Raw genomic sequence first — 25,403 nt, forward strand, 5'->3', positions numbered from 1 at the left:
CATGAATGAACTCTTGCACTTGTATCGAGAAACCCTGCCCGTGATCGAGGCGGTGTTTGATTTTCTGGAGAGCAGGCTGGGCCGGGTCATTCTGACCGTGCTCATTCTGTTCATGGCCACCTTCATCAACCGCTTCATGCATTGGCGGCTGGCGGTGAAGAAAACAGCGGACCCCTCTGGCGATTTGCGCGCCACCTGGGTACGCCGACGCAACATGGTTTGGGTCACTGCTGTGTTGCTGATCCTGGCCTTGTGGTCCAACCAAATCACCGGGTTTCTGATTTCTCTGGCGGCCATTGGTGGTGCGCTGCTGGTAGTCAGCAAGGAATTCATTCTCTGTGTGTGGGGCGCACTCATCATTTCGCTCAACAAAAGCCTGAAAATCGGCAGCACCATTGAAATTGGTCAATACACTGGCCAATTGGTGAATACAGGGTTTGTCAGTTTCGAGCTGGCTGAAATCGGCCCATCCAAAAAACAGACGGGTCGGCTGCTGCAGTTGCCCAACAGCCTGATATTCCAATGGCCGTTAAAAAACCTGTCGGCTTATGGAGCCTACGGCATTCACTTGATCGACTTTCATTTCGACCGACGCGTCAACATTCAACGCGCGGAGAACCTGGTGCTGAAACTGGCCAATGAAGCCGGGAAACACTGGATTCTGGAGGCAGAACGGCATTTCACCCACCTAGAGAACAGCCACTTTGTGGACTTGCCCAAAGCCCAGCCTGAAGTGTTTTGGAACAGTGTGGATGAAAAGTGCTTGCGCATGACGCTGCGCTTGGGTTGCCCACTAAACAAACGGGGGCAACTCGAAAAAGCGGTGGTCAAACGGTTCTGGGTTGAGTATCTGGAACATGCAGTGGACCCCAATACCCAGGCACAGGATTAATCCCGCCATCAAGACTGCATCCACTCCACCGGCAAAGGGCGTTCTGAAAAAACCAGGTCGTGCATCGTCTGGCGGTGAAGGAACCGAGCCGGGTCCACTGGCTCGGACACCAGATAACCTTGGATACAGTCCACTGGCAAGGCATTCAAGGCACGCAAGGTCTCCAGATTTTCCACCCATTCGGCCACACACAGATAACCCAGATTGGCTGACAACTGACTGATGGCGGAGACCACCGCTCGGCTGGCGCGGTTGTGGCACATGGTGCGCACAATGGCCCCGTCAATCTTGATCATGTCCAATTGCAAATCAATCACATAGCGCAGGTTACTGTAACCAGAACCGAAATCATCCAGCGCAATCCGAACCCCCAACTGGCGGCAACGAGAGACAAATCGCTGAACGGCATTCAGGTTGGACACCGCGCCCAATTCGGTGATTTCAAGACACAGTTTGCTGGCGGCCCTGGGATGCGCACGGATGAGCGCCAGAGAGTCGTCCAAAAAAGCCGCCTGATTCAACGATTGCGGGGAGATATTCACGCACAGCGTTTTTAGACCCAACAGGGCTTCGGCATGCTGTTCCAAATGCTCAACACAGCGGGTCATCACCCAATTGTCCAGAAAAGCCATTTTGCCAAGCTGCTGACAAATTTGTAACACGGCATCAGCCTGAGAAAACTGACCGATGGAACCCTGCCCAGGTTCCCAAAACCGCAACAAGGCCTCGGCATGCAAACCACCGCTTGCCGCATGCCGACACAGCAACGGTTGCCAGGCCAAGGTCAGCCCAGCAGGCATTTGGTTTTGTAACAGGCTGCGCAGCAACTGCCAACGCAAATACCCGCCACGTTGGGTGGGCTCGTGCGCGTGTTGAGATGTGAACGGATGTGCCAATTGCTGCTCTCCTGCCGGGCCTACCACTATTTCACACCCGCAATCAGATCGCTCGAAGTCGGTAGGGTGATGGAAGGCGAGTATCATCCCAACGGAGTAACCTCACTGCAAAACAAGAGTAAAAAAACCCAATCGAATCGAACCAGGAGACCGCGGCATGACCAAGAAAACCTTTGATGTGGTGGTGTTTGGCGCCACCAGCTTTGTGGGGCAGATATTGACCCGCTACCTCTGGAAGCGCCATGGGGCGCAAGGTGAAATCACTTGGGCCATTGCCGGACGGGATGCCAACAAACTGGCCAGCCTGAAAGCGTCGCTGGGGGATGGTGCTGATGCCCTGCCGGTGATCCTGGCCAATGCATCCAACCCAACCGACCTGGACACCATGGTCTCCCAAACACGGGTGCTGGTCTCCACGGTTGGGCCCTACGCCCTGTACGGCTCGGAACTGGTGAGGGCCTGTGCAGAGGCGGGTGTGGACTACTGTGACCTGACCGGTGAGGTGCAATGGATTGCCCGCATGATTGCAGCCCATGAAAGCACCGCGAAGAGAAATGGTGCCCGCATTGTGCATTGCTGCGGCTTTGATTCCATTCCATCGGACATGGGGGTTTACTTTCTCCAGCGGGCCGCAAAAAGCCAGTTTGGCGACGCCTGCCAGCGGGTGGCGATGCGCGTTGGCCGCTTCCGCGGCGAATTTTCAGGCGGCACCGTGGCCAGCATGATTAACATCACCAAAGAAGTCACCAAGGACCCTTCCCTGGCGAAAAAACTGGCCAATCCATTTTTGTTGGCCCCTGAAAAGTTGGCTGCTCGCCAACCCAACGTCAAATTCGCCGAATTCGACAACACCGCCCAAAGCTGGGTGGCACCGTTTGTGATGGGGGCCATCAACGTGCGCGTTATTCATCGCAGCAATGCACTGATGAATTACGCCTACGGCAAAGATTTTCAATACGACGAAGCCATGATGACCGGCAAGGGTTTGAAAGGACGACTCACGGCCGCCTCTGTGGCCAGCGCACTGACTGGTTTTTTTGTCGGGGCAGCCATACCGCCCAGCCGCTGGGTGCTTGAACGCTTTGTGGTGCCCAAACCTGGCGAGGGCCCCAGCGAGGAGGCACAACGCAAAGGTTTTTATGAGCTGCATTTCTTTGGTACAACCAGCAGGGGGCAAACCCTGCGCGCACGTGTCAAGGGCGACATGGACCCTGGCTACGGTTCAACCGCAAAAATTCTGGGTGAGGCGGTCACTTGCCTGGCCATGGATTTGCCCAAGAAAGGAGACGGTGGTTTTTGGACACCGTCTTCACTCATGGGCGATGCCCTACTGGCCAGGCTGCAACAACATGCAGGCTTGAGCTTCGACCTGATGGATCAATGAACGCTGATCCATCAAGCCGATTCGAAACGGGCCAGCATTTGGCCCTTCTCGTCATACAACTCCAACCAGTTGCCCAAGATGTTCCAGCTTCTGACTTCGGACAGGCTTTGAACAAAAGGCCCCTCGACATCGTTGGGTGAAGTGCAGGCCATGCGGGTGGAAGCCACGGTTGAAAGGCCAAGGCGCTGGCCATCGAGCTGATAACTACCCAAAATGGCATTGCATCCACCGGAGCCACTCAAGCGTTTGCCATCGGCTTGCAACAGCAACTGAGGTGCGCGTGGCAGCTTCCCCGCATCAATGTCCTGGTCGCCCAGCTTCACCAGGTTCCACACCTGGTTTTGCAGTTGCGATGGTGTTTTGGGCATGGCGCATTTGGAACCCGCTTTCACATGGTCCAGGCGCAACACAGTCAACGCACTGACATCGCCCTTACCCTGCACCAGTTCACCGTACACCGTGGCCACCAGTGTTGACGCACCCTGAGCGCGGGCGTTGGACCAGGCGGCGGACAGTTTGTCGCTTTCGCCTGCAGACGCTACACGGAAGGTTTTGCCAGTGGCGCATTCCGTGAATTGTGCGCCGTCATCGGCCACGGTGAACTCACCATGCAGTGGATGCAAGCGCACGCGCACGGATTCGGGCTGCGGCAGTCGTTTCAGGCTGTAGTTTAATGGGGACAGAATGTTACGCCCCTCCGTGTCTTGAAGGCGCAAATTGCCATCCGTCTGCACGGCGAAAAACAGAGGTCTCTCTTCCTGCCCGCGCAGCGCAATCACAGGGCCAAAAGCCGCTTGTGACCAACGTCCCAGATCGCTTCGCGTGTCTGGGCCCTCGACGCCTTTGTAGCGGTAAGTCAGTACATAGGTGTGGTCCGGATTGAACGTGACCAAATATTGGATGGCCTGGCAACTGGCGCAGGGCAAATCGCCTTGAAAAGTGGCTGGCAAAGCACCCAGGGCCCATGGACGGGCGGTCTGCTCAACCGACACAGCAGGCTGCGCAAACGCGGTGTTGGCCAGCGCAATCACAGTACAAGCCACAGCAGCATTCATCGTCTTCTTCATTGTTGTGGACTCCATTGAAGGGGTTGATCGATTATTGCCTACATCCAAGTCAACGCCTCAGTCAGTAACATGGTGTACAACAACCGTGGACCCCATCATGTTCATCACGCTGAAACGCGCATCCACAGCCATTCTTGCGGCAGGGTGTTTTGCACAAACCGCCTGCACATCCGACTCGGCTTCGACCGCGACCACAACTGGACGCACCAGCGCTGCCGAGGTGAGTTCACTGTGCTTTGAAAACGGATGCGCCGATGCTGTGCCCTTGCTAACGGTGCCCGATGCCGAAAACATGATCTTCTCCGACAGCGGCCGCCTGTTTGTATCTGGTGGCACTGGGGTGTTTGAGGTGACCCAAGCAGCCACTGGCAAGGCGAGCGGATTCAGCCTGACAGCATTGAATGAAACCGCTTGCAACTTCACTGGCTTGGCCATTCAACGACAGGTGTTGTATGCCAATTGCGGCGATGGAACGCTGTGGGCCGCCCGGCTGGATGGCCAACCCATGCGCCTGAACAAAATATTCACCTACAGCGGCGTTGCCTTGACCAACGGCTTGGTAGATGGGCCGGACGGACGCAGTCTGTATGCGGCGGATGGCCCCTTGTCCAGCAGCGCCCTGCCCTCGCCCAAATTGATTCGGCTTGAACTGGATGTCAGCAACCCCATGGTGGTGCAACAGCAGTCCACCTGGTTGGATTTGACGGGGCGGTTTCCAAACGGGATACAGCGGCACGGCAATATTCTGTATTTCACCGACTCTGCACCGCCGAATCTGGGGCAATTGAATGCGGTGGCTGTGCGAAGCGACGCAAGCGCAGGCACGCCATTTGTGATTGCCACCCTGCCCCAGTTGCCCGATGACTTTTCGATTTTGCCAGACGGCAGTTATGCAATGACCTATTACCTGACCGGTCAGATTGCGCACATCAGCCCCACCGGTGCTGTGTTGGCGTCAACCACACCGCTGACATTCTCCACTGGCCCATCGCAAGTGCGGCAGGGCCGTGCACCACTGTTTTCCAGTCAAGATTTGTTGGTCACCGAAAAAGGCATCATTGGTGACAACAATTCGCCGGTGGGCAACACGCTGACCCTATTTAGAAAAAGATAACCGCTGCGGTCTGGGTCAGCGCCTGTTGTAATGAGAATTATTCTCATTTAATATGATCTCTATCAACCCCGATGGAGATTCAGATGCGCGCCATGGATTGCCCTCTGCTACAAATCGAGCAGATCATGTTTGAAAACCAAGTGCTGACCCGACACTTGGCAAAGATTCAGGAACGTTGCGCAACACTGCTGTCACAACGTGTTCGGGAAATCAATCAACTCAATCAAGTCATTGAGTTTTTGAGCGATGAATTGCGTCAGCGGGATCAGCGAATCTGTTTTCTGGAAACCAAACTTCAATCGCTTCGGTTGGCAATCAGTCCTGCGCTGGAACCTGTCATGGATGATCAACGGCGAGAGTGATAACCAAACTCAAAGTGATGGGCCTCACCGTCCACTGTCACATCCAGACTGAGGTATTGCACCGACCCAGCGGGCAATCGCCGAGCCAGCGTAATTTCACCGGCAGAAGTTTCACCCGGTTTCACCACTTTGGGCTTCAAACCCAAACGCTTCAGACGCTCCAGATCATTGTAGGCCCGCTGCACGTCCAACCGATCATTGAAACCATCATCAAACCCGGCATTGCCAAACCCAAATCCAAAGCGACCACCATACCCAACGCCAGACTGGTAGAAGGGCGCAATATAACCGGGACCTGGAAACAGCGACAGGCGATAGCCGTAATAGCTCAACCGGTTTTCAATGTCCTGCAATTGGGCCTCATAACTGAGAACAGGCACGACTTGGCCATTGAGGGTGACCGCGACGTTGGCCGGGGAAAACTCCACTGGGTTTTTGCCATGGTTGGTGAAACTCACCATGAACCTTAAATCGTCGAATTGGACCATCTGTGGCGCGCTGGAGCCCACCTCCACTTCGTGAACTTTTTTGGAACGCAATGACTCAACGCCGTTGTTGAACACCGACACCTGCGTATTGACTGGCTGAGGCCGTACGTCATACACCGATGCACAGGCATTCAGCGTCAAGGCCAGAATCGGCATCGCCCACTTGACCAATCTCATTTCAAATACTCCAGACTTCGAATGCAGCTCCCCAGTTTATCGGGGTTTCAACACCGCCGCCATGGGGGCCAAGGCAGCACGCCTCGGGCTTTGAGTGGGCATCACGCCCAAGCCATGCACACCCACGGTGTCGATCTGATTCTTAAAACGCGGCACCGGGAATTGGGTGGACGCGTTGGCTGAAAAACTGACCAATTGCGCGCCCAGAACATCGGGGGAATTGTCTTCGAGCTTGTTTTGCCACCAACATTCAAACACCGCTTTGTCGGCATCCAGTTGCACAATGCCGTAGCCATGCTCCACCCATTCCATGAACTGCACGTAACTGGTAGTAGTAAGTGGTGGCGGGTTCAAGGCCCGATACGTCCACTTTCAAGGTCCAGTCCCGATCAGCAATCACCTGTTGCTTGCCTTGCTTCACCGTGTCAGACATATCAGGCCGGGTGCTGACTCTCCAGCGAACCAGGACTCCGTGGACAGGTGGATTGATGAAGGTCAACCGTGTCCAAAGCATCACACGGTCCGCAAGTGGGTCGCCGCTGGCCACGCCATGGGCAAACGGCAATGCCAGCAATAGCGGAAAATCAAAGGAAGCGGGCTCTTGCCCAGGCTCAGGCAATGCGCCCGTGAATTCCAGATTAACGGGGTTTTCAGTGGGTGTGGTGGGTGAGCTTCCATCGCCGGCACCACCGCCAACGGTACCGATCAGTTCATTGTTGCCGCCACAAGCGGTCAGTGTGCCTGCGGCCAGCACTTTCAATACATCCCTGCGCTTCATGCGATGTCCATGTCATGGGTTTTGATTGATACCACCCAATCGATCCGAATGGATTGAGGAGATTTTGTAAACAGGTTCCAAATGACAAGTCAAACCCATGATATAAAAATTACACATTGTTGTGTTTTTGTCTGATTTCCTTATTGACGTCCATGACAAGCCTGTGACACCTTTATTCGGGCGATAGAGAACGCCTTGCCGATAACGACAAACACCTGACAGGATTGCCCCGTGTTGAAATCCACCACCCGCAAAAAACGCATCGAACCCAAACCGGTGTCCGAAGGCGCCCGACTGGTTGACCAATACTTTGACACGGTGGGTGATTCTTTCCTTCGCCATAGCAAGGCACCAGAACCTGAGTTGCTAGAGAACTGGCGACCCAAAATATTCAGCCTGACGCGCCTGAACCCCTGGTATGGCGGCTTGGTCGGGGTGCACCGTCGGCGCATCGGCGTGGGCAAAGACAAACTGGTGTGGCTGGAAGTGGGCCAGTCCAGCCAACCCACCCTGTTGCTGCTGCATGGTTTTGCTGCGGCCAAAGAGCACTGGCTGCCGATTGTGCCTTTTCTGGCCGGCTACTTCCGCATCCTCATGCCCGACCTGCCCGGCTGGGGAGAAAGTGGCTTCAACCCGCACAAGCAATATGGCCTGGAAGACCAGACCGACCGCCTTGCCCATTGGCTGGGCGAGATTGGCGTTCACAAGGTGAATGTGGTGGGCAACTCCATGGGTGGGGCATTGGCCGGTTTGCTGACCGCACGGCATCCTCATTTGGTGACCAGCTCGGTGTTGATGGATGCCCTGGGTTTGCCCGGAGAAACCCACACCGAGTTTGTGGATGAATTGTTGCGTGGTAAAAACAAACTGGTGCCCCGCGACCCAGTGGATGTGATGAAGCTCACCGACCTGGTGTTTCACAACCGGGCCCTGGCTGCATCGGCGGCGTTTTTCTCAGCCACCGAACTGGTCCACCGGCGCGATGTCAACACCTTCCTGTTTCGAGAAATGCTGAGCCGCAGACCCGACTACACCAAGGCCACGTTTGAAGACATTGGCACACCAACCCTGGTGATGTGGGGGACAGAAGACAAAGTGCTGCACCCCAGTTGCGCCCACACCTTTGAAAAACTGATCAAGCGGTCAGAGTTGTGCCTATTTGACAATGTCGGCCACTTGCCCATGATTGAAACGCCTTACATGTGCGCACAGGCCATCAAAACCTTTGTGCGCAAGCACCTGTAAGGCATTCAGTCCCGTACAAATTCAGCAACTTCATACAAGGCCTTGTCGGCAGCGCCGATCAAGGCGTTGAACATCTGAAAGTTGTGCCACATGCGCGGGTAAATCGTGCAGTGAACCATCACGCCGGCAGCCTTGGCACGGCTTTCCAGCAGCAAGGTGTCATCCAGCAGGATTTCATCTGAACCGCATTGAATCAGCATGCGCGGCAGGCCTGTCAAATCACCAAACACCGGCGACACCCGGGGATCTGCTGCATCCAACTCACCCCGGTACGCATCACCACCCCGGCGAAGTGGCGCTTCGCTCAGCATGGGGTCGTCACGGCGCCGGGTCTGAATCGAATGGGACGACAGCGTCAAATCTACAAACGGTGAAATCAGGATCAGGCCAGCCGGCAACTCCACACCTTGATCGCGAAGCTGCTGGGCCATGTGCAAGACCATACCCCCGCCAGCAGAATCGCCAACCAAGAAGGTGGTGGCTGGATCGATGTACTGGTCCATCAATGCCGCGTACACCGCCAAACCATCGTTGGTGGCTGCCGGGTAGGTGTGCTCGGGCGCGAGTCGGTAGTCCACCAGCACCACCTGCGCCTCACAACGCACAGCCAGTTCACTGGCCATGGCCATGTGGGTTCGAAGCGACCCTGCGAAAAAAGCACCACCATGCATCAACAACAGGGTTTTGTGGGCAGGTCCATTCTTGGGGGTCAACAGCGCCACACTGACGTTGCCCAATTGCCGATGCTCAACTGAGCAGTCCGAACGGGTCCAGAACAGGAATGCACCGGCATCCATGGTTTTTCGCAACAATGGCAGTGGCAACGGGAACTGAGTCGAACCTTTGAAGGACACCCGGAGTGCGCCACGCACCAGTTTTTCGGACAGCCGTTCAACAGCCGTCATCACAAGATTGAGTCGAGCATTCATCGTGCATTTTTGGAAAGAGCGTGGATTCGCGCATCGTAGGCTGCGTGCGCACCTTTGTCGAGTTTGTCGAGGATGCGGGTGTTCCCAGCCAGAAAACTACCCATGTCCACCTGGGCACCCTGTTCACGCAACAGGCGGGCTGTCGTCAGGCCGATGCCACGCGCGGCACCCGTGATGGCAATCACCTTGCCAAACAGCGGCGAATGTCGTTTGCGTTTGAACATCGTTTGTCTCCTCAAGCATGTGTAACGTATTCGTGAATATTGAACCGGCTCAAGCGGCGCTTCATGTCCAGTGTGCTCCAGGGCCACACCGTGCTATTGCGCCCGTTGCGGTCAATGAAATAGCTGTGGCAACCACCGGCATTCCACACGGTGTTTTCCAGTGCAGCTTGCACCTGTGCGTTGTAGAGGGCTGTGAGATCAGACCGAGGCTCTATGGTTTTCAGGCTTTTGGCCCGAACCTGTTTCAAGGCATCGAGTATGTAATTCAGTTGCGCCTCGATGATGATGAATGCAGACGAACTGACGGCAATGTTGGGACCAAACATGAGAAAAGCATTCGGACATCCCTCCACCAGCGTGCCCAGGTAGCCCTCGGGGCTGCCCTGCCAAACCTCGGCCATGCTTCGGCCATCACGGCCGTGCACACGCTGCGCAATCGGTGGCTCGGCAATCTCGAAACCAGTGCCCAGAATGATGACATCGGCCTGAACCGTGTCGCCGTTTTCGGCAATCAGGGTTTGGCCGTCCACGCCGATTAGCGCACTGGTCAACACCTTCACATTGGGTTGAATGAGTGCCGGGTACCACTGGTTGGACTGCAGGACGCGCTTGCAACCCATCACATAATCCGGGGTGAGCTGTGCTCGCAATGTTGGGTCTTTTACCGTGCGCGCCAGATTCCATTGCGCAATTTTCTGAATATGCTGCATGGCTTTGAGGCTTTGCATGCTGCCATTGAGTGCCTCAAACAGGCCATAAGTGGCGCCCCGCAGGGCTTGCTGAGTGGTGGGCAAGGCTTTAAACAACAGTTGAACCCAACGGGGCAATGACTGATCGAGTTTGGGCAACACCCATTGCGGCGTGCGCTGAAACACGGTGAGCTCAGCCACCTTCGGCTGAATGGCTGGAACAAACTGAATGGCCGACGCGCCGGTGCCGATCACAGCCACTCGCTTGCCGGTCAAATCCACCGCATGGTTCCAGCGGGAGGAATGAAATATCTCGCCCTTGAATTCGGACAATCCGGGAATGTTGGGCAACACTGGCTCGTGCATGGGTCCGCAAGCCAGAATGATGAACCGACTGCGTAAGGTGTGTGTGGGAGTTTGTACCTCCCACAGATTTGCATCATGTTGCCAGGCCAGACTCAAGGCTTCCTGGCCAAAATGCACATGGGGCATCACCTTGAAGCGGGCTGCAGTGTCCTGAAGGTATTGTTTAATCTCCGATTGACCAGCGAACAAGCGGCTCCAACGGGGGTTTGGTGCAAACGAATAGGAATACAGCGCTGAAGGCACATCACAGGCACAGCCCGGGTAAGTATTTTCCCGCCAAACGCCACCCAATTCACTGGCTTTTTCCAACAACAGAAAATCATCAAAACCCGCCTGCAACAGTCCAATGGCTGCACCAACTCCAGCGAAACCACCCCCAATAATCAGGGTGTGATGAATATGATCTTCTGACAGCGGCAGTTGAGGGGTGTCTGCATCAATAGCGGACTGACTTGTTTGGCGTTTTTGCACAATCAACCTGTCGATAAATATCAAACGATTGGTGGAATAAGACACTGACAGATGCTGGCATTGCAACGTCCGTCTGTCAAACTCCCGAACCTAGTCCGCGGTCGACGGGTCAAATCAGTACAATAAAATCAGACAACACACCAACAACAGCATTTCGGGCAACACCATGACTGCACCCTCCACCGCCGCGACGCTTCCCCGGCAATACAAGTACTACGATTTCATTCTCGTCGCCTTTGTGGTGGTGCTGCTGTGCTCCAACCTGATTGGCCCGGCCAAAATTGCCCAAGTAGACTTGCCTTGGGTGGGCAGCGTTACCTTTGGCGCCGGTGTGCTGTTTTTCCCCATTTCTTACCTGTTCAGCGACATTCTGACCGAGGTATACGGCTACAGCCGCGATCGCCGTGCCGTGTGGAGCGGCTTTGGTGCGCTGGTGTTTGCATCCGCCATGGCGTTTGTGGTGGTCAACCTGCCGCCAGCCCCCTTCTGGGCAGACAGGCAACCCGCCATTGAAACCGTGTTTGGCAACACCTGGCGCATTGTATTGGCTTCATTGATTGCGTTCTGGAGTGGCAGTTTTGCCAACAGCTTTGTGCTGGCCAAATTGAAGCTGCTCACCCAAGGCCGCTGGTTGTGGACCCGCACCATCGGCTCAACCCTGGTGGGCGAGCTGATTGACTCGGCCTTGTTTTACACCATTGCGTTTTGGGGCATCATGACCACCGACCAACTGATCACCGTCACATTGACCCAATATGTGGTGAAAACAGGCTGGGAAGTGGTGGCCACACCGCTCACCTACTGGGTGGTGAGCAGCCTCAAGAAAGCGGAGAACGAGGATTACTATGACCGCAATACCCGCTTCACACCGTTTAGCCTGAAGGTTTAAAGCCCGCTCAGCAGGCGCTGCGTAATCACCGCGGCGGGTTCCTCGGTTGTGGTGGCCAAATGCTGCCCAACCCACAATGGTGAAAAATCACCCAGACCCGCCCGCTCTGCAGCAACCCGCAACGGTGCCATGGCCGCGGTGGCCAGCGGAAACTCGGGCACCTCGGACCGGATGAACCCCAATTCCTGCATCACGCGGTTCACCATGCCTCGGGCGGGTCGCCCGGAAAACAGATTGGTCAGCGCGGTGTGGAAACGCGCATCCGACTTCAGTGCAGCCCGATGAACTGCTGACGTGGTGGCTTCATTCGCCAACAAATAGGCAGACCCCACTTGAACAGCACTGGCACCCAGTTCGAGCGCTGCCCGCACCGCCTGTGGCGTGGCAATACCACCGGCTGCAATCACCGGAATGTCCAACATGCGCACCAACTGGGGAAGCAAGGCCAGTGTGCCCATCTGCTCGGTGAGGTCGGGGCTTAAAAAATGCCCCCGGTGCCCACCAGCCTCCAGCCCTTGGGCGATCACGACATCCGCACCGTTTTTTTGCAACCACAGGCCTTCCGCCACGGTGGTGGCCGTGCTCCACACCTGCGCACCAAGGGCCCTCACGCGGCGCAGCAAATCAGCACTGGGCAAACCAAAATGAAAGCTCACCACAGCGGGTTTATAGGCCTCCAGCACTTCAGCTTGTGCCGCAGAAAACGGCTGCCGACCGGGGCCCGACACCACCTGCGAAACATTCAAATCCCATTCGTCAAAGTAAGGCTTCAAGCAGTTCAGCCAGGCTGCCTCTTGAGCTGGATTGGGCTGTGGCGTGGTGTGTGCAAAAAAATTGATGTTATAAGCCTGCAGACCAGCCTCTGTTAACAAACGGAGTTCGGCCTGCAATTGATCCAGTCCCAACATGGCACAAGGCAGCGAACCCAAACCACCCGACTGGCCCACCGCGATGGCCAATGCACTGCCCTGCGAGCCGGCCATCGGCGCCTGAATCAGGGCTGGAAAACTATCGTAAACCCTAGTCATCTTGAAAATTGCCCGGAATTTGTCTGTAATGCCTGAGCGGCATTCTCACGAGCGCAGTGTAATCCCACCCCAACCTTTTTGGAGATGACACCATGAAGAAACTGATTCCCGCCTTGCTGGTTTGTTTGTTTGCCCTGCCGGCCTATGCCGATCCAGCGGCCGAGCAGGCCTGCGAGGCCAAAGCAGTGAGCAAGGACGGCAAACCCCTGGCCGGTGCAGCAAAAGCATCCTCCATGAAAAAGTGCCTGGCCGGGAGCAAACAGGCCAGCTGTGAAGAAAAGGCCGTGGATAAAAACGGCAAAAAACTGGCAGGTGCCGCAAAGAATTCGTTCATGAAGAAGTGCCAAGCGTCCTGAACGGGCTCGGGGAGTGAGCCTCCCTGAACGGACGCTGTTTGATTGATTTGTAGGAGACATGCATGAAATCCCTGAAAACCCTGAGTTCCATCACCCTGGCTTGCACAGCACTGCTGATGGCCCAGTCCGCTCTGGCTGAAACCAAAGCGGCCGCTGCAGCACCGGCCGCGGCACCTGCACCGGCCGCAGCACCAGCACCTGCTGCCACACCGGCCAAGCCAGTCAATGTCAAGGCCAACAATGCCAAAGCCAAGGTAGCGGCCATCAACATCTTGATTGCCGACAAAAAGAAAGAACTGACAGCGGCCGGGGAAGACAAAGAAAAAGTGGCCAAAATCAACAAAGACTTGGCCGCGCTGGACAAGCGGTTGGCTGCTGCCAATGCCCAGGTGAAGGCAGCAGGCGGTTAAATCCAAACGCCCGGGCACTGCGTCCATCAAGCCCGGCTCTTGCCGGGCTTTTTTCATGGAGCAGGTGAAAAGCGCTAAGTGCAGGTTATTGCTCAATCATTTAAGCTCAATTCATGAGCCTGTGGTATCTTGTAGCTCAACGGCATGGCTCCATGGGAGAAGACATCATGATCAACAACGATCGACTGTTTCAAATCGACCAACTGATTCAGGCGCACGGTGTGGTAAGCAAGGAAGCACTGATGAAGCGTTTGGGGGTGTCTTGGGCTACCCTGAAGCGAGACCTGTCTCACCTTCGTGACGACCTACACGCCCCGATTGTGTTTGACCGCGCTGCTGGTGGTTACCGTTTTGAAGCGGCCAAAGGTGGGAAATCGGCCAAATACCAAGCCAAGCACCCCTGGTTCAATGCGCAGGAAACCCATGCTGTGCTGGCAGCCCACCAATGGTTTGCCGCGCTGGACAAAAAAGGCAACCTGGGGCCCCACATACAACCCGTGATGGCTCGCCTGGCCGGGATACTGGAAGTCGATGGACTGAGCGCCGATGAAGCCATCAAGCGCATCCAGGTTGATCCCAGCCACACCCCATCAGCGGATGTGCCTCATTTTGAGCTTGTTGCGCTGGCCTTGCTCAAGCGGCAACGGCTGCTGCTGCAGGTCAAAGAAAAAGGCAGCAAAACCGGCAATACGGTTGAAGTATCACCACAACGCTTGGTGCAACAACGCAACCAGTGGACACTGGAAGCCCAACAGCACCCCAAGGGCAATCTGTTGGGTGTGGCCCTATCCAGCGTGACCGCCGCTGAAATGCTGGAGACCAAGGCCAAGCAGGTGGCTCAGAAATCACTCGATGACGCTTTCGCCAAAAAGCGCTGACTGAACACGACATGACACCGTTGGACGTACTTCGACCGTTGGGCGTCATGGGCGCGGGTCTGGGTGGTGCAAACCCCCAGACCAACGCCTTTGATGACGCTTTCCTGAAATGGCTGGCATTGCACCTGATTGAGGGAAAGTTTCAGTTGTTTCCCGGTTTGACCCTGGTCTATGTGCCAGAGCGGTTTGAATTGCAGGCGTACGGCCTGAACATTCCGTTGGACACGGCAGACTGTTCGATTTTGAATACACCCGGCGTGAAGTTCATGGCATCCAGCAGCGCGCGGCTGACCGAGAGCTACCTGCGCCTGGGCAACATTCACCTGGCATTTACCCCCCGCTTTGATTTTGCCAACCTGACCCACTTTATCCGGACCTTCACGCTGGACATGCAAGGACAGGCTCAACGCGCCTTGCAGGAACGCCTGGAACTGCTAGAGAAAAAGCAGTCTCAACTGGCAGACCGCGCTCCAACGCTGGCCTGGTCCAACTGGCATGCCATTGAACTGTGCAAGGCTGCCCTGAAAAACACCCAGCACACTGGGTTCTGAACCGGCGTCTTACATTCACTACTTTGGTGCATAACAAGCTGGCATCGTGCTTGCTTTTAAGGGGCCCATGACCTGTCAAACCCTAAAAATTCACCAAAATGGAACAAATTCAAACCTCCCTGGACACTCTTTTTGTGCTTCTGGGCGCCATCATGGTGCTTGCCATGCACGCTGGCTTCGCTTTTCTGGAAGTGGGCACGGTGCGCAACAAGAACCAAGTCAACGCCCTGGTCAAAATTCTGGCTGACTTTGCCGTCAGCACCGTCGCCTACTTTTTTGTGGGTTACGCAGTGGCGTATGGCGTCAGTTTTTACAGCCCAGCCAGCTCACTGAACCTCAACAATGGCTACGAGCTGGTGAAGTTTTTCTTCCTGCTCACTTTTGCCGCGGCCATTCCCGCCATTATTTCCGGGGGTATTGCCGAGCGTGCGCGCTTTGGAACACAACTGATTGCCACGGCGGTGCTGGTGGGATTGGTGTATCCGTTTTTTGAAGGTTTGGTCTGGAACAACAACCACGGCTTTCAACAATGGTTGCAAACTGCTTTTGGTGCACCCTTCCACGACTTTGCGGGCAGCGTGGTGGTCCACGCGGTGGGTGGCTGGGTAGCCTTGGGTGCCGTGGTCATGCTGGGTGCGCGCCGCGGCCGCTACCGCAGTGACGGCCGGGTCTCCAGCCACCCGCCCTCCTCCATTCCCTTCCTGGCGTTGGGCAGCTGGATTTTGGCGGTGGGCTGGTTTGGCTTCAACGTGGTCAGCGCCCAAAAAATTGCCGGCATTTCAGGTTTGGTGGCGGTCAACAGCCTCATGGCCATGGTGGGCGGCACATTGACTGCACTGCTGATGGGCCGCAACGACCCCGGCTTTGTCTACAACGGCCCATTGGCTGGCTTGGTGGCTGTGTGTGCAGGCAGCGACCTGATGCACCCGCTGGGCGCACTGGCCGTGGGTGGTGGTGCTGGCGTGCTATTTGTATTCATGTTCACCCTCACCCAAAACCGCTTGAAAATTGATGATGTGCTGGGTGTGTGGCCCCTGCATGGCCTGTGCGGCGCCTTTGGTGGCATTGCAGCGGGTGTGGTGGGTCAACAGGCCCTGGGCGGCATGGGTGGCGTGAGCTTCATGAGCCAACTGATTGGCACGCTCACCGGCGTGGCTTTTGCTGCCGTGGCGGGTTTTGCTGTGTACGGGGTGCTCAAAGCCACACTGGGTATTCGACTGAGCGAAGAGGAAGAATACACGGGCGCCGACCTCACCATTCACAAGGTAAGTGCCAGCCCCGAACGCGAAACCAGTTGGTAAGCGCTTAAATCCGCAGTTCGTCACCCTGCTCGGGGCGATGAACTGTGGTGTTCGGCAATCGTTCTGCCAATGCGTTCATCGCCGCGGACTCTCCATGCACCAGCACCGTGTCCATGGGCTTCCCCGTGGCGGCATGCCAAGTCAACAAATCCGCCTGGTCTGCATGGGCTGAAAAACCATTGATGGTGTGCACCTGTGCGGCCACAGGAATTTCTTCACCGAACAAATGCACGGTGCGAGCGCCGTCGATAATACGGCGTGCCAACGTGCCCTGGGCAGCAAAACCCACAAACACCACAGCACAAGCCGGACGCCACAGGTTGTGCCGCAAATGGTGACGAACACGCCCGCCGTTGCACATGCCGGCACCGGCCAAAATAATGGCCCCTGATTTGATCTGGTTCAAGGCCTGTGACTGGCTGCTTTCCCTGAGATTGTGCACACCAGACCAACTGAAGGGGTCTTCTCCGCGGGTCAACATGGCCTGCACTGGCTCACAAAACTGGTCTGCGTACCGTTTAAAAATCTCGGTGGCTGAAATGGCCATCGGTGAGTCCAGAAAAATCTGCATGCCTCTGGGAATGTTGTGTTGCTCTACGCCCATGCGCAGCACATTCAGCAGCTCCTGCGCACGCTCCAGGGCAAAGGTCGGAATGACCACATTGCCGCCTCGATGCCAGGTTTCCTCAATAACCTGGTACAACTCGTCAATTGATGGCTGCAAAGGCCGATGCAAACGGTCGCCGTAGGTGGTTTCCATCACCACCACATCGCATTGACCGGGTGGTTTTGGCGGCAAGAGCAGGGCCGGGTGCTGCGGACCAATATCGCCCGACAATAAAATGCGCCGGGCACCCTGCTCGGTCTGAATCTGGAATTCTGCACTGGCCGCCCCCAGGATGTGGCCGGCATTGTGCAGTGTCACACTGACAGAATTGTTCAATGCGTGGGCCTCACCATATGCCAGCCCGGGCGCAAAGCAGTCGAAACTTCGAAGCGCATCCACCACGGAATACAGCACCGGCGCATCCCGGTTTTCGCCCCTGCGTTGCAACTTGCGCTGCTGGTATTGCGCTTCTTCTTCCTGCAGATGGGCCGCGTCTAGCAACACCAATCGAGCCAGTTCGCGTGTGGCCTCGGTGCACACAATCCGCCCTTTAAACCCCCGCTTCACCAGCAAAGGCAAGCGCCCGCAGTGGTCCAGGTGGGCATGGGTCAGCACCAGCACATCCACCGAACTGGGATCGAAGCCAAAAGGTGCTGCGTTGCGTTCATCAGCATCGCGCCCCCCCTGGTGCAAACCACAGTCCACCACAATCCGCAGCCCCCCAGCTTCCAGCAGGTGGCAGGAACCCGTAACCGCCTGGTTGGCGCCGTGAAAGCTGAGTTTGATTGAGCCCGTGTTATTGGGTTGGGATGGTGATGACAGGGGCATAGGATGGACGGTCCACAGATTTGATAAAAAGGAGCATGCGCAACAATGACAATGTCAGCTTGGAATTGAGGTCGGTGTCATCAATCCAGAACCAATGACCACGCACATTAACCTTCACTTGCGCATTGTCCGGCTCTTTGTTGCCGCTTTGCACGCGCAACAACTGGCTGGTTAACAGGCGCGAATCCACTTCAACGCCATCGCTATTGATGAGCTGAACCACTTTGTTGCTGTCCACCGGTGGCACCTCCACGGCATACCCTAAACCATGAAACACCGCCAACACTGACCTGCCCTGCATGGCAATCGAATGCGGTGTGTGTTGCACCCCATCAACCAGGTCGAACCGTTCTTCATTGGGGTCCAGGCCCAACATGTGGCGAAGCTCAACGGCCATGGGGTGCTGGGAACGGATGGTCAACACGATGCGGCGGTCGGCTGTGCTGTTGATGCGCAGCAGGCGCGCTGTTTGCAGCTCACCCATTAAATCGGCCACGCGACCAAAACGATCGCGGTCAGGTACATCATTGTCAATGCCATTCACGGTTTCGATACAGCACAACAACAACCGTTCAGCAGACCAGCCTGAACGGGTCAGCGGTTCAATGATGGACGGTGTAAGAGGCGTCAGTACGTGTTTGGCAAACGCTTCTCCTTGCAAGTAGTTGTAGCTGATCACGGGCGCGTCACGGACCTCCACCCCCACCGAATTAATGCGCTCGCGCGACCCGTTGTCGATGAAGTTCAAACCCACACCCGCATTGGCGCTGGCCGCCATGCTGGCGTTGATGGCGGTGATATCCACAAACAAGGGGCTTTCGCCATAACGCACCCGCACCAGGTTCAGCAGCAACTGCTCATCCCAGGAACGGGAGATGGCATCGTTGTAATTCATGCGAGACGGAGAAATGCTGCGCGGCCCAACACCGGGCATGGCGCAGGCAGTGAGCAAACAAATCAAAGTCAATGCCAGGCTCTGGCGGAATGCAACGGTGGGAAACAAGCTCATGAACAGGCGGAATATGTCATACAGCCTCCAGACTAGCACTTTGTTTGCGAATACTGCGCGTCCCAAGAACCTGCGGGCACTGTATCCTTTCAGTGTTGAACCTTGTACGCCTTGCCATGCGCACCAAAGCTTCGCCCAAACAACTCATCCTCGGCCTCATGCTGGCTGCCAAGGGAAAACCGGTCAAAGCGGCCCACATGGTGTTGGCGGGCCAGTTGTTCGGCGTCTCCGAAAACCATGTTCGTGTGGCATTAACACGCTTGAGTGGCGAGGGCTTTTTACGATCAGTGAGCCGCGGCGTGTATACCTTGGGCGCCAAGGCGGTGCCCACCGGCGATGATGTCAAAGACTGGACATCGCGGCTGACGGCGCCCGCCGCCTGGACCGGCCAGTTTATTGCCGCCTACACGGCCCACTTGGGCCGCAAAGACCGGCAACAGGTTCAATTGCGGGAGCGGGCGCTGGCCCTGTACGGTTTTCGCCCATGGCATGCTGGACTTTACCTGCGCCCAGACAACCTAAACTGGGGCCTGGACGGCCTGGAGGCACGCCTGCACGACAAAGGACTGGACCCGGAAACCACCCTGTTCAAGATGTTGCCCAGGGATGAGGCCGAGCAACATGCCATCCAAAAGTTGTGGGATGCCAAAAAGCTGGAGCGGTTTTACAAAACCCACGCAGACAAAATGAATCTGTGGCTGAGCAACTACGGCAAGATGCCGCTGGAACGTGCAGCCAAAGAAGCCTATCTGCTGGGCAGTGAAGGCATTTATCAGGTTCGGCATGACCCATTGCTACCGGCACAATGGCTGGACACCACATTGCGCAGTGCATTTTTTCAATGCGTTCAACAATTTGACCAAGCCGGCCACGTGATTTGGCACACCCTGCAGCAGCGCATTCTCAAAGACGAAACACCCCTGTATTAACCGCGGGCACCCCGCGAATCATTACACCCACTTGATTTAATTTTTTATCTTGTAACATTACATTATTCAATGTTAATGTATTCACTGTAATGATTGGATTGACCCCAACATCGGCCACCAGGAGTTTCAACATGATGAACCCGCATCCCGACATTCAACATCCGCCGGTTTCCGTTCACCAGAAGGGATCCAGTTTTCCCGTTCGTCGAATGGATTTCGATTTCTCCGGTTTTGACAAACACTTTGTTGACCATGATCCAGCCTGTTCCCATGTGTGGACCGCATTTCAATCGATGTTTCCCGAGGGCGAACAATTCTTTGTGGATGCCGTGAGAAGTGCGAAACCCCGGGTGAAGGACGAAGCCCTGTTGCGTGAAATTAGCGCCTTCATCGGCCAGGAAGCCATGCATGGCAAGGAGCACCTGGCTGCCAACGCGGCCTTGAAGGCACAAGGCGTGTCGGTGGATGCCTGGGATGCACGGATTGGAACCCTGCGCCGCTTCTTGAACAAGCGCTTTGGGGTGCGTTCACGCCTGGCAGGTACTGCCGCCGTTGAGCACTACACAGCCGTGTTTGCTGAACACCTGTTGAAGCGTGACGACTTCACCGACCGCATCAATGACCCCACGATCAAAGCATTGATCATTTGGCATGCCATGGAAGAGGCTGAACATCGGGCTGTTGCTTTTGACACCCATGTGGCCATTGGTGGACGGCATCGCGAGCGGGTCATCGCCATGACCGTGGTCAGCCTGGGTATCGTTCCCCTGGTGGGTGCAGCCATGATCAGTTGCATGCGGCAGGACGGGCAACTGCTGAACTTGCGGTCCTGGGCGCGTTTTGTGCGGTTGTATTTCGGGCCCAACGGTTTGTTCAGCCGGGCCATTCCAGACCTGCTGCGCTTCTACCGCAGGGACTTTCACCCCAAGCAAGCCCGCCTGGAACCCGATATGCAGCGCTGGGCAGCGCGCTTGGGATTCAACACGCCATAAAGCGGGGTTTCTGTTGGGTTCACCGCAAAAATGGGTCATATGACCCATTTTTTCTTTTCGGTTGTGCCACACATCCAAATTTTCAATGATAAAGTACCAATTCAAACAATCGTTTGAGGACAGACAGACCTCTGAAATTACCCAAATCAAAGTCATTTAAAGACACGTAGCACAAACACTTTATTCGAACACAAGAGCCGGGCAACTGACCACGGCTCAAAACGAGAGGCAGGAGACAAGCCCATGAGTGTGTTGCAGCAAAGCCTACAAAGGCAGGCCGCCGTATTGGCCTTTGGTTTGAGCATGGTGGCATGCTCGGTTCAAACAGCCTGGGCTGGTGGTACAGCCAACGACAACCAGAGTGCCGCAGGCATTGCCACTGCCGGTGCTGGCCAGGCAGCAGAAGCGGGTGACGCATCCGTCATTTTCTTTAATCCAGCCGCCCTAACCCGTTTCAAACGCATCGAAGTGCTGAACACGGCGGCGGTGGCGCTGTTTTACAACGATTATCGCTCTACCCGAGACCAGGATGGTGCGCCCACCAATCAGGGCACACAGGGTTCCAACGGCCAGTCTTTTGAGCGCCGCGACGGCTACGACGCTGCTGAACTGATTCCCGCACTGTTCATTGTGGCACCCATCAACGAGAAGCTGGTCATGGGTTTCAGTGCATCGGGCTCGCACGGTTTGATGGCCCGCTACGATGAAAACTTCCCGGGCCGAGGACAAGGCCGAGATGTGGACTTGAAGGTGACCCGTTTGAACCTGGGTTTTGGCTACAAACTGAGCCCGACGTTGTCATTGGGTGCCAACGGGTCTTATGAACGGTACTTTCAATCCATCAAGATTCGCCTGAACTTCCGCGATGCTGTCAGCAAACTGGGACCACCCGGAACCACCACGGCCTTGGATGGCACGGCGGCTCTGGGAGCAACACCACCCATTCCAGAAGAAACCGATGCGAAATTGCGGATTTTCGGCTGGGCCTTCAATGCACAAGGTGGCGTGCTTTGGGAACCCACGGAAGTGACGCGGGTGGGTTTGTCTTATCGTCCCAAAACCAAATTCCGAAGCAACACGGGTACCTTGCAGATCAATGACACGGCCCAAACCGCTGCATTCCGCGACTTCCTGCAAGGCGGGTTGATTGGCGCAACAGGCCCTGCACTGGGCATCAATGGTCCGCAGGCTGCGGGTGACCTGGCACCGTATCAACGGGCCAAGCAGGACATCACGTTCCCCGATGAACTGCGCCTGTCGGTGTTTCACCATGCCACACCCAAACTCGACCTGATGTTCACCTATGGGCGCCAGGACTACACAGATACCAAATTGCGCTACACCCGCGAGAGCAACGGCCGTGTGATTGAGGATGTGCCCCAAAACTTCAAGGTGGCTCAAACCTACCGCGTGGGCCTGAACTACAAGATGTATCGCCGGTTGACCTTGCATGCGGGCTATGCCACGGAAAATGGCGTGGTGGGTGATGACCTTCGCCTGCCCATCTTGCCGGACAATGACCGCAAGTTTTACGGCCTGGGCGCCAGTGTGGATGTGAACCGTGACATCCGCCTGACCTTCGCTTACCAGTTGCTGGATGTGAAGGAAGGTGCGGTGGGTAACAACCGTTCCATCACCCCGGTGGAGGTTTCGGGTGCGCCCTACAACGGGATTGCCAACCTGGATGTGCGTTTCTTCTCAGTGGGTTACACCGAGCGCTTCTAACCGGTCGGTGTTTGATGCTGTTTAACAAAAAAGCCACCGCAAGGTGGCTTTTTTGTTGGGCCCGTTCGGGCTCAACGCATGAGCCCGATTAAACCTGTTGGATCAGAAATCATCAAACTGGTCCATGCCCGCTGAGGCGTGTACCTTGCGTGAGGACGATCCACTTTTAACACCAGCAGAAGATCCACCGGTGACGAAGTCAGCGATTGCGCGCTCCTGACCCACCGTGAAGAAGGCCATCATATCCAGCAGCGCTCGGGCTTGTGCGTTCATTTCCTCAGCCGTGGCAGCCAACTCTTCCGATGCGGCCGCGTTGTGCTGGGTTTGTTGATTCAGATTGCCCATGGCTTCATTGATCTGGGACACACCGTTGCTCTGCTCTGACGATGCTGCCGTAATTTCCTGCACCAGATCAGAGGTTCGATTAATCGCGGGCACCATTTCGTCCAGCAAGGTACCGGCTTTCTCAGCCATGCGCACGCTGCTTTCTGCCAGTGAGCCAATTTCCTGCGCTGCCAGTTGCGAACGTTCAGCGAGCTTGCGAACCTCGGTGGCCACCACAGCAAAGCCTTTGCCATGGTCGCCGGCACGGGCTGCCTCAATCGCGGCGTTCAGGGCCAACAGGTTAGTTTGGTAGGCAATGTCATCCACGATACTGATCTTGTTGGCAATTTCACGCATGGCTTGCATGGTTTCCTGTACTGCGCGCCCGCCCTCTTTCGCCTCAGTGGCCGCTTTGCCCGCAATTTGGTCGGTTACGCGGCTGTTGTCGCTGTTCTGGCGGATAGAGCCTGCAATTTCTTCAATCGAGGCGGTGACCTCTTCCACACTGGCCGCCTGCGCGCTGGCGCTGGATGACAGTGACGTGGAGGTTTTCGTGATTTCCTGAACGGCATGGTTCAGTTGATGCGCATTGCGGCGCACATCTGAAATCACTTCAGCCAGACGGTCCACGGTGGTGTTTACGTTTTTCTGAACATTGGCGAGCAAGCCGGTGTATTGACCTTCCACTTTTTGGGTAATGTCGCCTTTGGCAATCGCCTCAAAGACTTCAGTGACTTTCTTCAGGCTTTCGTGGGACTGCTCCATGATCTGCTTGGCAGTTTGCACGGCGTCTGACACTTTGCGCTTTTCACCTTTCAGGGTTTCCATATCCTGGCTGAAATTCGAATTGGCATATTCAGTGATCAGCTCGACCATGCGCATTTTCACGTTGATGTGCGCCTGAACCATGTCGTTCACGCCTTTGGCCATGTCGCGAAAATGACCAGTGAACTGGCTTTCGTTAATCTTGTGGGAGATGATGCCAAACTCATTGTGCTGCACCGACATTTCGGTTTGCGCTTTCACAAACTTCTCAAGTTCATTGTGGTTGGTTTCCATGATGCGCTTGGCTTCTTGGACCGCATCCGACACTTTTTTCTTCTCGCCCGGCAGGGTTTCCATCGACTGGCTGAAGTTGTTGTTGGAGTACTGTGTGATGAGATCGACCATGCGCATTTTCACATTGATGTGAGCCTGCACCATGGTGTTGACATTGTTGGCCATGGTTTTGAAAACACCCTGGAACGCCGCTTCGTCGATGTTCTTGGAGATCAAACCCTGCTCATTGTGATACCGGGCCATTTCGGCTTGCGCCTGGACGAAACGGTCCAGCGTTGCGGACTGCTCGGTTTTTTCGGCTTCAAGCGCCTCAACACGGCGTTGGAGTTTGCCCACCAGGACATTCAGTTGGGTGGCCAATGCATGCGCTGAAGCCGGTAGCGCATTGACATCAAACAAACCAGACAGCAAACGTTGGGGTGACGGGGAATCACCCAAAACCTGCAATTGCCCCTGCAGTTGTTCGATGGATTTCGAACCAAACCAAGCTAAGCCGCTCATGTTATTCCTCGTGATTGAAATGTTAAACAATCAGGCCGTCTCGGCTTGACGTTGATTTGATTATCCGAGGGGAAACCCGAGACCCATCACCAAATAAGACTACCCTATTGTGGTCAATTCTCAGGATTGCTATAAGCCACGCGAAAGCCAATGTGGGAGGTGCTGGCCGTGCTGCGAACACCGATTCGGGCAGCTGGTCGATAGCGCAGACAATACTCGGCAGCACACAGGTGTGAGCCCCCTTTGAGCGTCCAAAGCTGCTGTGTATCCCGATCTGGATAACAACTGCAGACACTGCTTGCGTCTGTTTTCGTGTAGGCAGACACGGTCCATTCCCACACATTGCCTATCATGTCGATGAGGCCGTAGCCATTGGCTGGAAACTGCCCCACTGGACAGGGACCGGGTACGCCGCCCGGTGCGTAGTACCACGGAAAGGAGCCCCGCCACACGTGGGCCATGCGTTGGCCATGCGGTGCAAACTCGGTACCCCAGGCGTAAGGCTCGCCATCGCGCCCGCCACGGGCTGCACGCTCCCACTCAATCTCCGTGGGTAGCCGACCGCCAGCCCAGGCCGCATACACTTTGGCATCAGCCAAGGCAATGTGGGTGACTGGGGTTTGTGGATCGATGGTCGCGGTGGCCTCAGCGGGCCCGCGTGGGGTATGCCAGCACGCACCGGTAACCGGCAACCACCACAAGGCCGGGTTGCTCAAGTCCACCGGGCCTGAGGTGGGCACGAACACGTGGGATGAACCTTGCTCTTCCGACTGGGTCACCCAGCCCGTGGCTTCCACAAAGCGACTGAACTGGGCAACGGTGACGGGTGTTTCATCCAGCCAGAATGAATCCACCTCAACGGTGCGCTCCGGGCGCTCCTCCGGATAATGGTCGTTGGACCCCATCCGGAAAGCGCCACCGGGAACAAACACCC

At 55.9% G+C, this 25,403-nt stretch carries 27 protein-coding genes; 14 read left to right on the forward strand and 13 right to left on the reverse strand.

What is annotated here, in order from left to right:
- Window position 1 precedes the first annotated feature (1 nt).
- Window positions 2-892 carry a mechanosensitive ion channel family protein gene (locus NQT62_RS06760; RefSeq protein ID WP_256763897.1) on the forward strand — a complete coding sequence of 297 codons (891 nt, stop codon included), beginning with the start codon at window positions 2-4 and terminating at the stop codon, window positions 890-892.
- A gap of 8 nt (window positions 893-900) precedes the next feature.
- Here NQT62_RS06760 and NQT62_RS06765 read toward each other — a convergent pair whose 3' ends face one another.
- Window positions 901-1,788, reverse strand: a complete 888-nt coding sequence (locus NQT62_RS06765) for an EAL domain-containing protein (RefSeq protein ID WP_256763898.1) — start codon at window positions 1,786-1,788, stop codon at window positions 901-903.
- A 157-nt stretch (window positions 1,789-1,945) separates the two neighbouring features.
- Between NQT62_RS06765 and NQT62_RS06770 the strand changes: the two genes are divergently transcribed.
- Complete coding sequence (locus NQT62_RS06770; RefSeq protein WP_256763899.1) at window positions 1,946-3,172, forward strand: saccharopine dehydrogenase family protein; 1,227 nt, start codon at window positions 1,946-1,948, stop codon at window positions 3,170-3,172.
- Between the two features lie 11 nt (window positions 3,173-3,183).
- On the opposite strand, the gene NQT62_RS06775 is transcribed toward NQT62_RS06770, so the two are convergent.
- Window positions 3,184-4,239 (reverse strand): META domain-containing protein, encoded by a 1,056-nt coding sequence (locus tag NQT62_RS06775; RefSeq protein WP_256763900.1) that lies wholly within the window; start codon window positions 4,237-4,239, stop codon window positions 3,184-3,186.
- A 97-nt stretch (window positions 4,240-4,336) separates the two neighbouring features.
- Here NQT62_RS06775 and NQT62_RS06780 point away from each other — a divergent pair, with 97 nt between their 5' ends.
- Together NQT62_RS06780 and NQT62_RS06785 are read left to right on the forward strand one after the other, a co-directional pair.
- Window positions 4,337-5,353 (forward strand): SMP-30/gluconolactonase/LRE family protein, encoded by a 1,017-nt coding sequence (locus tag NQT62_RS06780; RefSeq protein ID WP_256763901.1) that lies wholly within the window; start codon window positions 4,337-4,339, stop codon window positions 5,351-5,353.
- 83 nt (window positions 5,354-5,436) lie between these two features.
- Window positions 5,437-5,715 (forward strand): hypothetical protein, encoded by a 279-nt coding sequence (locus NQT62_RS06785; RefSeq protein WP_256763902.1) that lies wholly within the window; start codon window positions 5,437-5,439, stop codon window positions 5,713-5,715.
- On the opposite strand, the gene NQT62_RS06790 is transcribed toward NQT62_RS06785, so the two are convergent.
- The 3 genes from NQT62_RS06790 to NQT62_RS06800 are packed head-to-tail and all read right to left on the reverse strand — an operon-like array spanning window position 5,700 to window position 7,158.
- Window positions 5,700-6,380 (reverse strand): hypothetical protein, encoded by a 681-nt coding sequence (locus NQT62_RS06790; RefSeq protein ID WP_256763903.1) that lies wholly within the window; start codon window positions 6,378-6,380, stop codon window positions 5,700-5,702. The two genes, NQT62_RS06785 and NQT62_RS06790, sit on opposite strands and share 16 nt — an antisense overlap.
- A gap of 36 nt (window positions 6,381-6,416) precedes the next feature.
- Window positions 6,417-6,692, reverse strand: coding sequence for a hypothetical protein (locus NQT62_RS06795; RefSeq protein ID WP_256763904.1), 276 nt, complete (start codon window positions 6,690-6,692; stop codon window positions 6,417-6,419).
- Window positions 6,631-7,158, reverse strand: coding sequence for a PhoD-like phosphatase N-terminal domain-containing protein (locus NQT62_RS06800; protein WP_256763905.1), 528 nt, complete (start codon window positions 7,156-7,158; stop codon window positions 6,631-6,633). The genes NQT62_RS06795 and NQT62_RS06800 overlap by 62 nt, the downstream gene beginning before the upstream one ends.
- Window positions 7,159-7,389: 231 nt before the next feature.
- On the opposite strand from NQT62_RS06800, the gene NQT62_RS06805 reads away from it, so the two are divergent.
- Window positions 7,390-8,403: an alpha/beta fold hydrolase gene (locus NQT62_RS06805; RefSeq protein WP_256763906.1), complete on the forward strand. Its 1,014-nt coding sequence runs from the start codon at window positions 7,390-7,392 to the stop codon at window positions 8,401-8,403.
- 5 nt (window positions 8,404-8,408) lie between these two features.
- On the opposite strand, the gene NQT62_RS06810 is transcribed toward NQT62_RS06805, so the two are convergent.
- The 3 genes from NQT62_RS06810 to NQT62_RS06820 are packed head-to-tail and all read right to left on the reverse strand — an operon-like array spanning window position 8,409 to window position 11,082.
- Window positions 8,409-9,332: an alpha/beta hydrolase gene (locus NQT62_RS06810; RefSeq protein ID WP_256763907.1), complete on the reverse strand. Its 924-nt coding sequence runs from the start codon at window positions 9,330-9,332 to the stop codon at window positions 8,409-8,411.
- Window positions 9,329-9,556, reverse strand: a complete 228-nt coding sequence (locus NQT62_RS06815; RefSeq protein WP_256763909.1) for a hypothetical protein — start codon at window positions 9,554-9,556, stop codon at window positions 9,329-9,331. The genes NQT62_RS06810 and NQT62_RS06815 overlap by 4 nt, the downstream gene beginning before the upstream one ends.
- 11 nt (window positions 9,557-9,567) lie before the next feature.
- The gene (locus NQT62_RS06820; RefSeq protein WP_256763910.1) at window positions 9,568-11,082 is read right to left on the reverse strand and encodes a flavin-containing monooxygenase; all 1,515 of its coding nucleotides are present in this window, start codon (window positions 11,080-11,082) and stop codon (window positions 9,568-9,570) included.
- A gap of 166 nt (window positions 11,083-11,248) precedes the next feature.
- Between NQT62_RS06820 and NQT62_RS06825 the strand changes: the two genes are divergently transcribed.
- On the forward strand, window positions 11,249-11,971 hold the full coding sequence (locus NQT62_RS06825; RefSeq protein WP_256763911.1) for a queuosine precursor transporter: 723 nt from the start codon (window positions 11,249-11,251) through the stop codon (window positions 11,969-11,971).
- Here NQT62_RS06825 and NQT62_RS06830 read toward each other — a convergent pair.
- Window positions 11,968-12,999 (reverse strand): NAD(P)H-dependent flavin oxidoreductase, encoded by a 1,032-nt coding sequence (locus NQT62_RS06830; RefSeq protein WP_256763912.1) that lies wholly within the window; start codon window positions 12,997-12,999, stop codon window positions 11,968-11,970. The genes NQT62_RS06825 and NQT62_RS06830 overlap by 4 nt on opposite strands.
- A gap of 92 nt (window positions 13,000-13,091) precedes the next feature.
- Between NQT62_RS06830 and NQT62_RS06835 the strand changes: the two genes are divergently transcribed.
- The 5 genes from NQT62_RS06835 (at window position 13,092) to NQT62_RS06855 (ending at window position 16,495) form a co-directional block, all read left to right on the forward strand.
- Window positions 13,092-13,355 (forward strand): hypothetical protein, encoded by a 264-nt coding sequence (locus tag NQT62_RS06835; RefSeq protein ID WP_256763913.1) that lies wholly within the window; start codon window positions 13,092-13,094, stop codon window positions 13,353-13,355.
- A 62-nt stretch (window positions 13,356-13,417) separates the two neighbouring features.
- Complete coding sequence (locus tag NQT62_RS06840; RefSeq protein ID WP_256763914.1) at window positions 13,418-13,765, forward strand: hypothetical protein; 348 nt, start codon at window positions 13,418-13,420, stop codon at window positions 13,763-13,765.
- Window positions 13,766-13,878: 113 nt separating this feature from the next.
- Window positions 13,879-14,643 carry a helix-turn-helix transcriptional regulator gene (locus tag NQT62_RS06845; RefSeq protein ID WP_256763916.1) on the forward strand — a complete coding sequence of 255 codons (765 nt, stop codon included), beginning with the start codon at window positions 13,879-13,881 and terminating at the stop codon, window positions 14,641-14,643.
- 11 nt (window positions 14,644-14,654) lie between these two features.
- Window positions 14,655-15,194 (forward strand): hypothetical protein, encoded by a 540-nt coding sequence (locus tag NQT62_RS06850; RefSeq protein WP_256763917.1) that lies wholly within the window; start codon window positions 14,655-14,657, stop codon window positions 15,192-15,194.
- A 98-nt stretch (window positions 15,195-15,292) separates the two neighbouring features.
- Complete coding sequence (locus NQT62_RS06855) at window positions 15,293-16,495, forward strand: ammonium transporter (RefSeq protein ID WP_256763918.1); 1,203 nt, start codon at window positions 15,293-15,295, stop codon at window positions 16,493-16,495.
- Between the two features lie 4 nt (window positions 16,496-16,499).
- Here NQT62_RS06855 and NQT62_RS06860 read toward each other — a convergent pair whose 3' ends face one another.
- Both NQT62_RS06860 and NQT62_RS06865 read right to left on the reverse strand, forming a co-directional pair.
- Window positions 16,500-17,930: an MBL fold metallo-hydrolase gene (locus tag NQT62_RS06860; RefSeq protein ID WP_256763919.1), complete on the reverse strand. Its 1,431-nt coding sequence runs from the start codon at window positions 17,928-17,930 to the stop codon at window positions 16,500-16,502.
- On the reverse strand, window positions 17,899-18,939 hold the full coding sequence (locus NQT62_RS06865) for a hypothetical protein (protein WP_256763920.1): 1,041 nt from the start codon (window positions 18,937-18,939) through the stop codon (window positions 17,899-17,901). The genes NQT62_RS06860 and NQT62_RS06865 overlap by 32 nt, the downstream gene beginning before the upstream one ends.
- A 116-nt stretch (window positions 18,940-19,055) precedes the next feature.
- Between NQT62_RS06865 and NQT62_RS06870 the strand changes: the two genes are divergently transcribed.
- The 3 genes from NQT62_RS06870 to NQT62_RS06880 all read left to right on the forward strand — a co-directional run bounded on the left by NQT62_RS06870 (window position 19,056) and on the right by NQT62_RS06880 (window position 22,585).
- Window positions 19,056-19,868 carry a PaaX family transcriptional regulator C-terminal domain-containing protein gene (locus tag NQT62_RS06870; RefSeq protein WP_256763921.1) on the forward strand — a complete coding sequence of 271 codons (813 nt, stop codon included), beginning with the start codon at window positions 19,056-19,058 and terminating at the stop codon, window positions 19,866-19,868.
- A 131-nt stretch (window positions 19,869-19,999) separates the two neighbouring features.
- Entirely contained in the window at window positions 20,000-20,860 is an 861-nt protein-coding gene (locus NQT62_RS06875; protein WP_256763922.1) for a metal-dependent hydrolase, read from the forward strand.
- A 243-nt stretch (window positions 20,861-21,103) separates the two neighbouring features.
- Window positions 21,104-22,585 carry an OmpP1/FadL family transporter gene (locus NQT62_RS06880; protein WP_256763924.1) on the forward strand — a complete coding sequence of 494 codons (1,482 nt, stop codon included), beginning with the start codon at window positions 21,104-21,106 and terminating at the stop codon, window positions 22,583-22,585.
- Window positions 22,586-22,687: 102 nt separating this feature from the next.
- Here the strand turns inward: NQT62_RS06880 and NQT62_RS06885 are convergent, their stop codons facing one another.
- Window positions 22,688-24,469 (reverse strand): methyl-accepting chemotaxis protein, encoded by a 1,782-nt coding sequence (locus NQT62_RS06885; RefSeq protein WP_256763925.1) that lies wholly within the window; start codon window positions 24,467-24,469, stop codon window positions 22,688-22,690.
- A gap of 113 nt (window positions 24,470-24,582) precedes the next feature.
- Window positions 24,583-25,401, reverse strand: coding sequence for a formylglycine-generating enzyme family protein (locus NQT62_RS06890; protein ID WP_256764424.1), 819 nt, complete (start codon window positions 25,399-25,401; stop codon window positions 24,583-24,585).
- Window positions 25,402-25,403: the final 2 nt, after the last annotated feature.

This window comes from Limnobacter humi, from assembly GCF_024518835.1.
Lineage (GTDB): Bacteria > Pseudomonadota > Gammaproteobacteria > Burkholderiales > Burkholderiaceae_B > Limnobacter > Limnobacter humi.

Excerpts from the sequence above, each read along its gene's own strand:
- NQT62_RS06760 (WP_256763897.1), top strand. The coding sequence starts at position 2 with ATGAATGAACTCTTGCACTTGTATCGAGAAACCCTGCCCGTGATCGAG.
- NQT62_RS06770 (WP_256763899.1), top strand. The coding sequence starts at position 1,946 with ATGACCAAGAAAACCTTTGATGTGGTGGTGTTTGGCGCCACCAGCTTT.
- NQT62_RS06775 (WP_256763900.1), bottom strand. The coding sequence starts at position 4,239 with ATGAAGAAGACGATGAATGCTGCTGTGGCTTGTACTGTGATTGCGCTG.
- NQT62_RS06780 (WP_256763901.1), top strand. The coding sequence starts at position 4,337 with ATGTTCATCACGCTGAAACGCGCATCCACAGCCATTCTTGCGGCAGGG.
- NQT62_RS06785 (WP_256763902.1), top strand. The coding sequence starts at position 5,437 with ATGCGCGCCATGGATTGCCCTCTGCTACAAATCGAGCAGATCATGTTT.
- NQT62_RS06790 (WP_256763903.1), bottom strand. The coding sequence starts at position 6,380 with ATGAGATTGGTCAAGTGGGCGATGCCGATTCTGGCCTTGACGCTGAAT.
- NQT62_RS06795 (WP_256763904.1), bottom strand. The coding sequence starts at position 6,692 with ATGGAATGGGTGGAGCATGGCTACGGCATTGTGCAACTGGATGCCGAC.
- NQT62_RS06800 (WP_256763905.1), bottom strand. The coding sequence starts at position 7,158 with ATGAAGCGCAGGGATGTATTGAAAGTGCTGGCCGCAGGCACACTGACC.
- NQT62_RS06810 (WP_256763907.1), bottom strand. The coding sequence starts at position 9,332 with ATGAATGCTCGACTCAATCTTGTGATGACGGCTGTTGAACGGCTGTCC.
- NQT62_RS06815 (WP_256763909.1), bottom strand. The coding sequence starts at position 9,556 with ATGTTCAAACGCAAACGACATTCGCCGCTGTTTGGCAAGGTGATTGCC.
- NQT62_RS06825 (WP_256763911.1), top strand. The coding sequence starts at position 11,249 with ATGACTGCACCCTCCACCGCCGCGACGCTTCCCCGGCAATACAAGTAC.
- NQT62_RS06830 (WP_256763912.1), bottom strand. The coding sequence starts at position 12,999 with ATGACTAGGGTTTACGATAGTTTTCCAGCCCTGATTCAGGCGCCGATG.
- NQT62_RS06835 (WP_256763913.1), top strand. The coding sequence starts at position 13,092 with ATGAAGAAACTGATTCCCGCCTTGCTGGTTTGTTTGTTTGCCCTGCCG.
- NQT62_RS06840 (WP_256763914.1), top strand. The coding sequence starts at position 13,418 with ATGAAATCCCTGAAAACCCTGAGTTCCATCACCCTGGCTTGCACAGCA.
- NQT62_RS06845 (WP_256763916.1), top strand. The coding sequence starts at position 13,879 with ATGAGCCTGTGGTATCTTGTAGCTCAACGGCATGGCTCCATGGGAGAA.
- NQT62_RS06850 (WP_256763917.1), top strand. The coding sequence starts at position 14,655 with ATGACACCGTTGGACGTACTTCGACCGTTGGGCGTCATGGGCGCGGGT.
- NQT62_RS06855 (WP_256763918.1), top strand. The coding sequence starts at position 15,293 with ATGGAACAAATTCAAACCTCCCTGGACACTCTTTTTGTGCTTCTGGGC.
- NQT62_RS06860 (WP_256763919.1), bottom strand. The coding sequence starts at position 17,930 with ATGCCCCTGTCATCACCATCCCAACCCAATAACACGGGCTCAATCAAA.
- NQT62_RS06865 (WP_256763920.1), bottom strand. The coding sequence starts at position 18,939 with ATGAGCTTGTTTCCCACCGTTGCATTCCGCCAGAGCCTGGCATTGACT.
- NQT62_RS06870 (WP_256763921.1), top strand. The coding sequence starts at position 19,056 with ATGCGCACCAAAGCTTCGCCCAAACAACTCATCCTCGGCCTCATGCTG.
- NQT62_RS06875 (WP_256763922.1), top strand. The coding sequence starts at position 20,000 with ATGATGAACCCGCATCCCGACATTCAACATCCGCCGGTTTCCGTTCAC.
- NQT62_RS06880 (WP_256763924.1), top strand. The coding sequence starts at position 21,104 with ATGAGTGTGTTGCAGCAAAGCCTACAAAGGCAGGCCGCCGTATTGGCC.
- NQT62_RS06885 (WP_256763925.1), bottom strand. The coding sequence starts at position 24,469 with ATGAGCGGCTTAGCTTGGTTTGGTTCGAAATCCATCGAACAACTGCAG.